This is a genomic window from Streptomyces sp. ActVer, from assembly GCF_027270795.1.
In the GTDB taxonomy this organism is placed as follows: Bacteria; Actinomycetota; Actinomycetes; order Streptomycetales; family Streptomycetaceae; genus Streptomyces; species Streptomyces umbrinus_A.
Genome location: NZ_JAPWHT010000319.1, coordinates 1 through 12030, shown reverse-complemented (window position 1 = coordinate 12030; position 12030 = coordinate 1). Strand labels below are relative to the sequence as shown.

General features: G+C 68.5%; 8 protein-coding genes, 1 tRNA gene and 1 pseudogene. 1 reads left to right on the top strand and 9 read right to left on the bottom strand.

Translation table 11 applies throughout. The annotated features are described in order from the left end of the window. From O3Q52_RS37130 to O3Q52_RS37100, 7 genes and pseudogenes are all read right to left on the bottom strand, one after another. Positions 1–331, bottom strand: a pseudogene (locus O3Q52_RS37130) (hypothetical protein); the annotation flags it as partial. Next, positions 328–747, bottom strand: coding sequence for a thioesterase family protein (locus O3Q52_RS37125; protein WP_269653013.1), 420 nt, complete (start codon positions 745–747; stop codon positions 328–330). The gene O3Q52_RS37125 and the pseudogene O3Q52_RS37130, both read right to left, overlap by 4 nt. 4 nt (positions 748–751) lie before the next feature. Beyond that, on the bottom strand, positions 752–2416 hold the full coding sequence (ettA, locus tag O3Q52_RS37120) for an energy-dependent translational throttle protein EttA (protein WP_269653012.1): 1665 nt from the start codon (positions 2414–2416) through the stop codon (positions 752–754). Between the two features lie 306 nt (positions 2417–2722). Continuing rightward, entirely contained in the window at positions 2723–4129 is a 1407-nt protein-coding gene (locus O3Q52_RS37115) for a TQXA domain-containing protein (RefSeq protein WP_269653011.1), read from the bottom strand. Between the two features lie 276 nt (positions 4130–4405). Continuing rightward, positions 4406–4876, bottom strand: coding sequence for a single-stranded DNA-binding protein (locus O3Q52_RS37110; RefSeq protein ID WP_269653010.1), 471 nt, complete (start codon positions 4874–4876; stop codon positions 4406–4408). Between the two features lie 212 nt (positions 4877–5088). Next, positions 5089–6927, bottom strand: a complete 1839-nt coding sequence (locus O3Q52_RS37105; protein WP_269653014.1) for a YfjP family GTPase — start codon at positions 6925–6927, stop codon at positions 5089–5091. Positions 6928–7199: 272 nt separating this feature from the next. Then, the gene (locus O3Q52_RS37100) at positions 7200–8807 is read right to left on the bottom strand and encodes a dynamin family protein (RefSeq protein WP_269653009.1); all 1608 of its coding nucleotides are present in this window, start codon (positions 8805–8807) and stop codon (positions 7200–7202) included. Between the two features lie 311 nt (positions 8808–9118). Between O3Q52_RS37100 and O3Q52_RS37095 the strand changes: the two genes are divergently transcribed. Continuing rightward, positions 9119–9194: transfer RNA gene (locus O3Q52_RS37095), tRNA-Arg, on the top strand. Between the two features lie 255 nt (positions 9195–9449). Here O3Q52_RS37095 and O3Q52_RS37090 read toward each other — a convergent pair. Together O3Q52_RS37090 and O3Q52_RS37085 are read right to left on the bottom strand one after the other, a co-directional pair. Then, positions 9450–10844, bottom strand: a complete 1395-nt coding sequence (locus tag O3Q52_RS37090; RefSeq protein WP_162948099.1) for a tyrosine-type recombinase/integrase — start codon at positions 10842–10844, stop codon at positions 9450–9452. After that, on the bottom strand, positions 10844–11041 hold the full coding sequence (locus tag O3Q52_RS37085) for an AlpA family transcriptional regulator (RefSeq protein ID WP_119580331.1): 198 nt from the start codon (positions 11039–11041) through the stop codon (positions 10844–10846). The genes O3Q52_RS37090 and O3Q52_RS37085 overlap by 1 nt, the downstream gene beginning before the upstream one ends. Positions 11042–12030 lie beyond the last annotated feature (989 nt).

The window sequence follows — 12030 nt, the reverse complement described above, 5'->3', positions numbered from 1 at the left end:
CCCCGCGGGGCGGCAGCACCCCGGCCCACGGCGGGCCCGTGACGGCGGCGGGCACGGCCGCGATGGCCGCCGACTCGTCGAGGGACTCCAGGAGTTCACCGGCCGAGACGGTCACGTCGAGCGAGAGGTCCAGCCCGTTCTCGTACGGCTTGTCGAGCCGTGCCGTACGGATCGCGAGCACCTCGAACGACGGTGGCCGGCCGAACACCGCGAGCGTCGTCCCCGACGCCTGCAGCCGCACCGCGGCCGCGCGGTCGTAGTGGATCAGTCGGGCCAGGAAGGCGGCGAGATCCGCCGCCTCCCCCTCGTCGGCGAGGTGCAGGGCCGTCATGCCGCGACGGCCCCCGCAGGGTCGTCCTCGTCGTCCGCGTACTCCGCGAGGAACTCCCGCTCCTCGGCGGTGAGGCGACGCGGACGCTGCGCCTCGAAGTCGAACGGCACTATGACCGTCCGGGCCCGGACGTACACCTGCTCCGGGTCCTTGACCTCGTACGCGACGGTGAACGACGCCGCCCTTATCTGCGTGACCCACAGCTCGATGTCCACCGGTGTGTGCCGGTGGACCAACTGCTGCTTGTAGTCGATCTCATGGCGTGCCACCACGGACCCCTGCTGGAAATCCTTGTCCGGGCGGAACAGGAAGTCGATACGCGCCTCCTCCAGATAGCGGAGGAAGACCACGTTGTTGATGTGGCCGTACGCGTCCATGTCCGCCCAGCGCAGCGGGCAGCGGTAGATGTGCCGCAAGAGATCAGCCCCGGGTCAGCTTCTTGTAGGTGGCGCGGTGCGGACGCGCGGCGTCCGGTCCGAGCCGCTCCACCTTGTTCTTCTCGTACGACTCGAAGTTGCCCTCGAACCAGTACCACTTCGACTCGCCCTCGTAGGCGAGGATGTGCGTCGCGACCCGGTCCAGGAACCAGCGGTCGTGAGAGATGACCACGGCCGCACCCGGGAACTCCAGGAGCGCGTTCTCCAGCGACGACAGGGTCTCGACGTCCAGGTCGTTGGTGGGCTCGTCGAGGAGCAGCAGGTTGCCGCCCTCCTTGAGGGTGAGAGCCAGGTTCAGACGGTTGCGCTCACCACCGGAGAGGACACCGGCGGGCTTCTGCTGGTCCGGGCCCTTGAAGCCGAAGGCGGACACATAGGCCCGCGACGGCATCTCGACCTGACCGACGTTGATGTAGTCGAGCTCGTCGGAGACGACGGCCCACAGCGACTTCTTCGGGTCGATGTTGGCGCGGCTCTGGTCGACGTAACTGATCTTGACCGTGTCGCCGACCTTGATCGCGCCGGAGTCCGGGGTCTCAAGGCCCTGGATCATCTTGAAGAGCGTGGTCTTGCCGGCGCCGTTGGGACCGATGACCCCGACGATCCCGTTGCGCGGCAGCGTGAAGCTCAGGTCGTCGATGAGGACCTTGTCGCCGAACGCCTTGGAAAGGTTCTGGACCTCGACGACGATGGACCCCAGACGCGGGCCCGGCGGGATCTGGATCTCCTCGAAGTCCAGCTTCCGCATCTTGTCGGCCTCGGCTGCCATCTCCTCGTAACGGGCGAGGCGCGCCTTGGACTTGGTCTGACGGCCCTTGGCGTTGGACCGCACCCACTCCAGCTCTTCCCTGAGCCGCTTCTGACGCTTCTCGTCCTTGCGGCCCTCGACCTTGAGGCGGGTGGACTTCTTGTCGAGGTACGTGGAGTAGTTGCCCTCGTAGGGAATCGCGCGGCCGCGGTCCAGTTCGAGGATCCACTCGGCGACGTTGTTCAGGAAGTACCGGTCGTGCGTGACGGCGACGACGGCGCCCGCGTACTTCGAGAGGTGCTGCTCAAGCCAGTTCACCGACTCGGCGTCGAGATGGTTGGTGGGCTCGTCGAGGAGGAGCAGGTCCGGGGCCTCGATCAGCAGCTTGCAGAGCGCGACGCGGCGCTTCTCACCACCGGAGAGGTTGGTGACCGGCCAGTCGCCGGGCGGGCAGCCCAGCGCGTCCATGGCCTGCTCCAGCTGCGCGTCGAGGTCCCAGGCGTTGGCGTGATCCAGATCCTCCTGGAGCTTGCCCATCTCGTCCATCAGCGCTTCGGAGTAGTCGGTCGCCATCAGCTCGGCGACCTCGTTGAAGCGCTTGAGCTTGCCCATGAGCTCGGCGGCACCGTCCTGGACGTTCTCCAGGACCGTCTTGCTCTCGTCAAGCTCCGGCTCCTGCATGAGGATGCCGACGCTGAAACCGGGCGACAGGAACGCGTCACCGTTCGACGGCTGCTCAAGGCCCGCCATGATCTTGAGAACGGTGGACTTACCGGCACCGTTCGGCCCGACCACACCGATCTTGGCACCTGGCAGGAAGTTCAGGGTGACGTCATCAAGAATCACCTTGTCGCCGTGCGCCTTGCGCGTCTTGCGCATGGTGTAAATGAACTCAGCCAAGAGAAACCGTCCGGACGCTTGAAATCGGCAGTGGGCAGATACACCCCATCTTGCCGTACCGCCACCCCTCGAAGGAAACCCGTTTGGGCTGGAGGCCAGTAGCCGGACACCACCGGCCACTCCCGTAACCGCAGCGCCACTTACCGTCACCATCCATCGCCGCGGGCCGGGGCCGCATGCGCACGGGGGCCGGACAGGGACGGGGCCGACGCCGTTCAACGAGTCAGCGAGCGGCTACCCACTGTCCAGTTGTCAAGGAGCTGTCTTCGTGCCGTCTTCCTCGTTGGTTCAGCCCTGCTCGGGGGTTCAGTCCTGCTCGGGGGTCTTCTTCTTGCGGACGAAGAGCACCGCCGCGCCGCCGACCACGACCAGGCCGATCGCGATCCCGGCTATCACCGGGGTGGAGCTGGAGGCGCCGGTCTCGGCGAGGTCGACCGTGGTGGCGGAGGTGCCGCCCACCGTGGCCGGGCTGGGGGCGTTCAGCGTCTGGGTCGTCTCACCGGCCGTGCTGCTCTGCGTCCGGCAGTCGAGTACGCCCTTGAACCGCTTCTCGTAGCCGTTCGGACCCTTGATCGTGAAGTCGTACGCCTGGTCCTCCTGCAGCGGGATCGTCACGGTCTGCGACTCGCCTGCCGCGATGGTGTGCTCGACACCCATCAGCTCGAAGGTGAACGCCTCGTCGCCCTCGTTGGCCGCCGTGACGTCCACGCCGCCCTTGGCGCAGTTCTTCTCGGCCGACAGCGCGGGTATCGCGCCGCTCTTCGCCCAGTTCGCGGTGGCCGTCGCCGAGACCGTCGACTCGCTGGAGCCGGCGAGGATCTGGGTCTGGCTCCTGGTCTCGGAGGCGAAGGCCCGGCCGACCGGGACGGTGGTCGAGGCCTGCACCGTCAGCGCGGCCGAACCGTCCGCGGTGTCCTCGGGGACGTCGAAGAACAACTGGCCGCCGTCGGCCGCGGACGTGATCTCCCGGCCGTCCTTGTCGACGACGAGCACTCCGCTGGTCGCGTCGGCGGGCGGCGTGACCGTCACGCTGTCCGCGTTGGTGTGCACGGTGACCGGGCCGAGCAGCTCACCGGCGTGCCCGGAGACCGCGGGCGGGTCCAGGGTCAGCGAGGCCTCGGGCTCCGCGAGGTTGCGCGCGTTGCGCTGCAGATAGTCGGCGAGCTTCTCCGCCTGCGGATCGACGGCGTCCACGTCGGCCCCGTCCGAGTACCGCCAGATCGCGACCTGCGTGCCGGCCGCCGCGTCCTGCTCGGTGAGCCCGCTCGCGCCCGCCTTGGCGGCCAGCGCGGCGAGGTCGTTCACCTGCGGGTAGGAGTTCTGCAGGATCCAGCGGATGCGGCCCGCGTCGGGGTTGCCGTTCAGGGACGTACCGCTCCAGGGCGTCTCCTGGTACTTGGCGTCCATCTGCGTCGGGTTGCGCAGGTCGACGCAGTAGGTCTGCAGCGTGCCGCCGTTGTCGACGGACATCTCGAACAGCCCCGCGGGCACCTGCTTGTCCTCGCCGTTCTCGTGGATCACGGCGGTCCCGGACGTCTTCAGCTCACCTATGGTGGCGGTCGCGCCGCCACGGCTCAGGGGGAGTTCGTCGGCGGCAGCCGTGCCCGCGGCCGTCAGAGCGCTCACGGCAGCGAGTCCGGACACCAGCGCCGCCGCGGCGAGCCGGGCGGCGCCCCGCCCGCGCACGGACGACGCAGAGAACGAAGAAAGCACAGAATTCCCCTTCGAGCAGGACCCGTTGACGTGGGGGGTTACGGTCCCACCAGCAGAATCAGAAGCCCCGAGAGCTATGCCCGGCATCCTAAGGACGGGGCGCACCTCTCTCCCCGGTCATGACATCGGACAAGCGATCCGACTCGGAATCGTTATCGCCGAGATGAGGCGTGAGCTGGGCTTATCGACAAATCCATGGGGACCGTTCGGAATAGATTCGCCGATAAGCCGCACTTCGGTCGGACGGTGAATCCAGCACCTGGTGTGGACCTGATGTCACGTCACCAGAGCCGGTTCCTGATGCTGTTCAGCGGTCTCGGCCGCCTGAGCCGTCGGCTCCGTCTCCCAGTTGGGCTCCGGCCTGGCCGGCGTCTCCGACGGCGTCTCCCCCTTGTGGGCCCGCCGGAACGCCGCGGTACCGCACGCCAGATCGTGGCCGATCGCCGTGGCCTCGATGTCCGCGCCCGTCCGCGACTGCCCGTCGCGCTGCTCGGTGCGGATCTTCAGCCTCCCCCGCACCACGAGCGGCTCGCCCACGGAGACGGACGCCTGCACATTCGTCGCGAGCGCCCGATTGGCCCACACCGTGAAGAAGTTGGTGTGCCCGTCCGTCCAGGCGTTCTTCTCCCGGTCCCAGTACCGCTGCGTCACCGCCAGCCGGAACCTCGCCGACGCGCCCATCGCCGTCTCCCGGAACACCGGCTGCGTCGCCACGTTCCCCACCACACACACCGTCGTCTCGTTCATCGCGGAATCCCTCCCTGCCCACACCGACGGGCCCGTCCCGTACGGCTGCGTCCGGTGCGGCGACCGCGATGTGCTCGCGTCGTTGATCGCCGCGGATCCAGACTGCCTCCGCCGGCCCGAGCCCGCTGAGCGCTGTGGGCCACCGCCCGGTTGTGGACAACTCCGCCACCCGAACGAGAACTTCACCCTGCCCAGGGCATGCCCGACAGCCCCTAGACACCGACCCCCGTGACCCGCAGGTACTGCTCCCGCACCTCCCGGTACCGCAGCAACTCCGCCGCCAGCGGATCGAGAACCCGGGCGCGGCCGCACCCCGACGCCGCCTCCCGCAACCGTCGTTCGGCCTCCAGCCCGTACCGCCGCGCCGGGCCGCGCGCCGCCAGCCTGCAGGCCCACTCGACACCCGGCCCGCCCACGATGCCGATCACCATCAGCAGCACCGGCACCCCGAGATTCGGCGACATGAATCCGACGACCTGCCCCAGCAGCCAGAGCCCGCCGATGGCCTGGAGGATCGTCATGGCCGCCTGGGCCAGTACGGCGACCGGCCACCAGCCGGGCCGCGGCGGCCGTCCGACCGGCGCACCGGCTCGTACGGCCAGCTCGTCGAGCGCCTCGCACAACCCCTGTGACCCTCGTACGGCAGCCTCGCGCACCGCCTGTGCCCAGGGCGTGGGGAGTCCTCCGGCGGCCTGCTCGGCGACCGTGCGGACCGCCTGCTCGACGCGCTGCCGTGCCGTGGCCTCCTCGTCGGCGTGGGTCCGTACGGACAGACGCCCGGTCGGTGGTTCGCGCCGGTCCTGGTACCAGCGCCACAGCCGCAGCCAGGGCGTGCCGCACGCGCGGTTGGCGTTGCGGCGCCAGGCGCGCTCCGCCGCTTCGCCCGCGGCCGTGGCGCCGACCGCGTCCGCCAGCCGGTCGGCGAACTCGTCGCGCGCCTCCTCGGTGAGCCCGGCCTGCCGCCGGTTCGCGTAGACCGGCCACAGACGGGCCGCGGCCGCGTCGACGTCGGCGGAGATCCGGCGCGCCGCGGCTCCCCGCTCGGCCACGAAGTGACCGAGCACCTCGCGCAGTTCCGGGACGCCGTCCCCGGTGAGCGCGGACAGCGAGAGGACGGTCGCGCCCGGCTCGCCGTACTCGCCGAGCGCGATCCCGTCCTCGTCGAGCAGCCGCCGCAGGTCGTCGAGGACCTGGTCGGCGGCCTCCCCGGGCAGCCGGTCGATCTGGTTGAGGACCACGAAGGTGACCTCCGCGTGTCCCGCCATGGGCCGCAGATAGCGCTCGTGGAGCACGGCGTCGGCGTACTTCTCCGGGTCGACGACCCAGATCACGGCGTCGACGAGCGCCAGGACGCGGTCCACCTGTTCGCGGTGCTGGACGGCCGCGGAGTCGTGGTCGGGCAGGTCCACCAGGACGAGCCCGCGCAACTGCGCCTCGGCCTCCGCGCTCTGCAGCGGTCGCCGTCGCAGCCGCCCGGGGATGCCGAGCCGGTCGATGAGGCTCGCCGCGCCGTCGCTCCAGCTGCACGCGATGGGCGCGGCGGTGGTCGGCCTGCGTACGCCGGTCTCCGAAATGGCCACTCCGGCGAGCGCGTTGAAGAGCTGCGACTTGCCGCTTCCGGTGGCGCCCGCGATGGCGACCACGGTGTGCTCTCCGGAGAGCCTGCGGCGCGCCGTGGCCTCGTCCAGGACCTGTCCCGCCTCGGCGAGGGTCCTGCTGTCGAGGCGGGTGCGGGAGAGCCCCACCAGTTCACGCAGCGCGTCGAGACGGGACCGTAGCGACCCGTCGTACGCGAGAGGGGTCACCACGGGTGGCCTGCTGTCCACGACTGCCTCCTTCACGGGCTTGGCCTGTCCCTCCGTGGGGGACACGCGCCGCGCGATCAGCCCGTCGTCCCAGGAGACGCCGGAGTCCGCGGCGTCGGCGGCGTCCGCGCCCGCCGCGCCGTCCGCACGGCCCTTGTTGCCGGTGCCGTCCGTGCCGTCCGTGCCGTCCCCGGAAGCGGGCTTCTCGGGGTAGTCGTCGATCTCCACGCGCACGAGCCCGAACATGCGGCTCTCCGAACGGACACCTGCCTTGCCGGCGTCCTTCCTGCCGGCGTCCTTCCTGCCGACGTCCTTCTTTCCAGGGTCCAACTTGCCGGGGTCCAACTTGCCGAAGTCCTTCTTGCCGAAGGTCTTCCTGCCGGGGTCCTTCTTGGGGGCGTCCTTGCGGTCGGTCACGAAATCTTCCTCCACGCGCGCGTGCCCAATGCCCTCACGCCCCTCGTCGTCTCCGGGGTGATCGGCGTGATCCGTGTGGTCCGTGACGGCGGTCACCACGATCACCTCTCCTTCTGCAGTACGGACAGCGCGGCGATGAGTTCGGCCTGGGGTTCGGGGTGTACGTCGAGTGCGTCGAGCGGCGCCAGCCGCCGCTCCCGTTCGGTGTGCAGGGTCTTGTCGAGGTAGTCGCTGAGCAGCCGCCCGCCCTTGTCGCGCAGCCGCAGGGCACCGTGGGCGCCGATCCGTTCGGCGAGTCCTTCGCCCGCGGACCGCGCCCGTCGGCCGCCCAGGAGCGCGGTGGCGACCAGCGCCGCCACCACCTCGGAATCCGGCGCGACGCTCTTCTCAAGGGCACGCACCTCCTCCTCGGCGTACTCCTCGAGGATCCGCCGCCAGCGCCGTACGGCCATCCCGATGCGGTGCTCGGCACTCTCCAGCGTCGGATCACGGTCCGTCAGCCCCGGCGCGGCCGCACCGGGTTCGCGGCGCCAGGCCTCGTCGATGCGCTCGTCGGCGGCGGTGACGGCGCACAGCAGCAGCGCGGCCAGGCTCTCGGCGAGCGCGTCGAGCAGTTCGCCGGCGGTGCAGTCCAGCGGATAGCTGCGCCACCGCTTGAGCGCATCCCCGGCAAGCACGGCCCCGGCCTGCAAACGGCCCCGTACGCGCGCGTGCTCGCTGTCGTACGCCCCGTCGACGGCCGCGGTGAGCCGCAGGGCGGCGGCGTACTGCGCGGCCGCCGCACCGGCCAGCTCGGGCATCCGCGTCTTCAGTGAGTCGAGCACCCCGTACGCCGTGCGTGCCATCGCCTGCTGCCGGGATCCCGGGTTCTCGACCTGTTCCGTGAGCCAGGCGAGCAGGGGCGCCACCGCGGTGGCCGGAAGCAGCCCCCCGCCCCATGCCGACTCGGGCAACTCGGGCACGGTGAAGCGGGGTACGTCGCCGAGTCCCGCCTTGGCGAGGAGCGCGCCGTACTGACGCGACACCTCCGAAACGACCTGATGGGGCACCCGGTCGAGAACCGTGACAAGCGTCGCGTCGTGTTCCTTCGCGGTACGGAGCAGATGCCAAGGCACCGCATCCGCGTACCGGGCGGCCGTGGTGACCATCACCCAGATGTCGGCCGCGCAGATCAGTTCGGCGGCGAGCACCCTGTTGTCGGCCACCAGGGAGTCGATGTCGGGCGCGTCCAGGAGGGCGAGCCCGCGCGGGAGAGTGTCGGCGGTCTCGATGCGCAGCACGCGCCCGTCGTCCTCACCCGGCAGCAGCGGATCGTCCAGGGCGTCCTGTTGGGGCACCCACACGCGCGTGAGGTCGGGCAGTACGCGCATGCCGCTGAACCAGTGATGGTCCTCCGGGTGGCACACGAGCACCGGGGTGCGGGTCGTGGGCCGCAGTACCCCGGCTTCACTGACCCGCCGTCCCACAAGGGAGTTGACCAGTGTGGACTTGCCCGCCCCGGTCGATCCTCCGATCACGGCGAGCAAGGGTGCTTCGGGTTCTCTCAACCGGGGCACGAGATAGTCGTCGAGTTGCGCGAGCAGTTCGTCGCGGTTGGCACGCGCGCGTGGAGCCCCCGCCAGGGGCAGCGGGAAGCGTGCGGCGGCGACACGGTCGCGCAGGGCGGAAAGTGCGTCGAGCAGCTGAGGCCGTACGTCCAAGGTCACCACATGCGAAGAATGCCCAATTTTGGAGGCTTTCTGAAGCATATGGGCATGTCTGCGCGCCGATCAGACATACGAGGCGGAAGGGACGCATGGGGCGCAGGCATAACGAGTGCACAACACCCGGGGCGTGAGACGCCAAAAGCGATGCACGATTCGCACCTGCCTGCGATTATCAGGACCGCTTCACTGAACCTCCACATCGAGCCACGGAGGCGAAGCACCAAGGACAGGGACCCGGGCGCTCTATCCTTGTCCCCGGCAAGGTCACGGACCCGCCCACACCCGGGCACCAGCACCACAGGCCACCACACCCGGCCCCCGTAGCTCAGTGGATAGAGCAGGCGCCTTCTAAGCGCTTGGCCGCAGGTTCGAGTCCTGCCGGGGGCGCCACTGACCACCGGTCGAGCTGGCGATGTTTTCGCAGGTCAGAATGCATTTTCACGACCTTCCACGTTAATCGGATCGTTCGCCTCCGCCAGGGGCCGAGTCCGGCTGACACCGGCCAAAACCGGGCTTCTACGGGTGTCCGTCCCACATACGTCCCACAAAATCAGGGGGCGCGGGACGGGCCCGGCACCCCCTTTCAGCACACAAAGCGGAGCGGCCTCGGGCCCCCTCTTCGGGGGTCCGAGGCCGCTCCGCTTCTCACGACGCCACTTCTGGGAGCCTCAGCGCGGCTTCGGCGCGTTTCAGGTAGAGCTCCCGCTGGCCGACGACGCAGCGCGCGTAGATGGCCTGTAGGACCGGCACACTGTTGCCGGCCATCTCGGCGACCTCTGAGTGCGGGATGCCCTCGTTCATCCAGGCTGTCAGGCAGGTATGACGCAGGTCATACACGCGCTTGCCAGTCGGTGACTGAAACTCGTGATCGGACAGGACCTCCTCGCGCGCCTTGGCCCAGATGCGCCTGAACACCGACCCCGCGAGCATGTCGCCCTTCTCCCCCGGGAAGAGGAGGTCGGCCGACCCAAGGTCATACTTCTTGATCGTCTCGCGAAGGATCACGACGAGGACCGGGTGGATGGGGACCAGACGCGTGTCGCCCTCTGCCCGTCCTTTGAGATGCCGCTTCTCATGGACCTCGCCGGTGTCGGTCCACTGCCTTCCGACTTCGGGCTGAGCCTCGTGGACCAGGAATTCGCCCCATCCTGTCTCCGGCAGCGTGGCGTCCCCCACCCGGAGTGCAACCGCCTCCTCTGGCCGAAGGCCGGCGTAGTAGAGGGTGGCGAAGAATGCCCGGTAGATGCGCCCACGACGCGGACGCTGGCCTATCCAGTCCAGCATCTTCGCGACCTGGTCGCCGTTCAGCAGGCAACGCTTGTCGATGGCCTGGGCCACCTTCGGAGCAGTACGCGCGCCCTTACCCTTCGGGAGAGGGTTGGCCTTCAGGTAGCTGTGCTCGATCGCGTAGGCCATGACCAAGTTCATGATGCGGTCGTTGCGCCTGACGGAGCTGGCGGCTGCGGCAGTACCGTCAAGGCGCGTGGTGAGGGCTGTTACGACCTTGTCAACGTGCTCGGTCTTCTCCCACGCGCTCATCGGGAGAGAGTTGCGCTGGACCCAGTTGAGGATCGTCTGTACCTCGGCCGGTATGGGCCTCTCCTGATTTGCACGTTGTCGGATATTGAAGGCGTACTCCCGCAGCGCCCTGCGGACCTTCACCGGTTCGAAGTGCTGAGGCGGCGGCGTGCGCAGCAGGGCGATGGTCACGGGTGTGAGCGCCTTCGCCATGTTCTTACGGGTGTTGATAGCGGCGCTGGGCGATTTCCAGTCGACGTACTCGACCGCGAAGTCGTACCAGTTCACCTCGGCGGCCTTGGACGTCCAGGAGATCGGCCTCCCGGTTTCGATGTCGAACGGCTCGCGTTTCCTGTGCGCGGACATCAGCTTCGCACGCTCATCGTCGGCTACCGCGCTCTTCTTGTACGTCTTGCTGTGTTTCTTGTGGGCGACCTTCCAGCGGACGGTGTAGGTGTTGCCATTAGCCCGCTTGTTCGTCTCGATGGGGTAGAAGCGAACATCCAACGAGCTGGTGTCCATCAAGAAGAGTCCTCACAATCCATAAGCCAGTTTTCGAAGTCACCGCGCCGTATGCGGAGCGAGCCGTTGGGCAGTCGGATGCAGCGTGGCCCGCGTCCCTTCTGGCGCCAGTCGTAGAAGGTCGATCGAGAGACCTGCAGCTCAGCGCAGACCTCGTCGACCGTCAGCTTTTGCGCAGGCCGAACCGCTACCGTCATGACGCCGCCCCGCGATTGCGGATAGACGCGGAGTCAGCGAGCAAGGCGGATGGGACCGCCAGGCTGGGGTGAAAAAGGGCAGGGGGTATCGCGGATCGGCACATGAGTGAATTCCTTGAGAGGGAGCGCACGGAGCGACAGAACGGCATCGGCAACACCAGAGAGCCCTCACGCCAACTCGGCGTGGGCATCGCTGCTTTGAGCGAACCGGCGCTGCAATCAGGGAAGCCGCAGGCGGGGGCCGCTCATTACCTCCTTGCGTCTTGCGGCACTACCGGCTGCGTTCCACAACGGCTCCACCGCCAAGCACAGCCGCTGCGAACACCCTCAATGGTCGTCACGATCGCCGGTTTGGCTAACCGGCGATCGTCGTCTATGTTTCGCCCCGCACGGGAGGTCCACGGACGTTCTCATCGGCGGACGACGCCCGGAACGGCAGCCGGTAGGGCCAGAGACCGTGGGGTGCCGTCCATCACGAGTGCCGAGAGCGACGCATCGCGCTGCGGCTCCGGGTGCATCGCGATGTGTGTGAGGACCACTCGGTTACAGCGGTGGCCGCGTTGCAGCGAAGTCGTCGCCGAACAGCCGGCCGCACAGACGCGCAGCGCAGACGGTGCGATAGTCCTCTCACTCCTATGCAGTCCCCGCGTTCGAAGGCGCCAAATGCCAAGCGGGTAGGAGCAGTGAAGTTGGGGATCGCTGAGCGGGATCCGACAGGTGCGCCTCCTTGAGGCGGTTTCGGCCGAAGCAGAGCGCGGGTACAGGCCGCCGGAGCGGCCAGCCTGCTGCCGGTCGCATCGGAGGCCCCATCCCTGCCCTGGCCTGGTTTTTTTACGGGACGTTGTACGTTGACATGATCCCGGAGGAGGTTCCAGTCCTTTGGGTCTCTTTCTCGTCTGCCGTGAGCTGATGTGTCCGTTGACAGCCAACCCAGTCCAGTCGAAAGGCCCTGACCTGCGACGACTGGATTGACTGTCAACGGCCCACAG

Bases quoted from the DNA above. Each gene is read 5' to 3' on its own strand.
- O3Q52_RS37105 (WP_269653014.1), bottom strand. From the start codon at position 6,927: ATGTTCGGGCTCGTGCGCGTGGAGATCGACGACTACCCCGAGAAGCCC.
- O3Q52_RS37090 (WP_162948099.1), bottom strand. From the start codon at position 10,844: ATGGACACCAGCTCGTTGGATGTTCGCTTCTACCCCATCGAGACGAAC.
- O3Q52_RS37110 (WP_269653010.1), bottom strand. From the start codon at position 4,876: ATGAACGAGACGACGGTGTGTGTGGTGGGGAACGTGGCGACGCAGCCG.
- O3Q52_RS37085 (WP_119580331.1), bottom strand. From the start codon at position 11,041: ATGACGGTAGCGGTTCGGCCTGCGCAAAAGCTGACGGTCGACGAGGTC.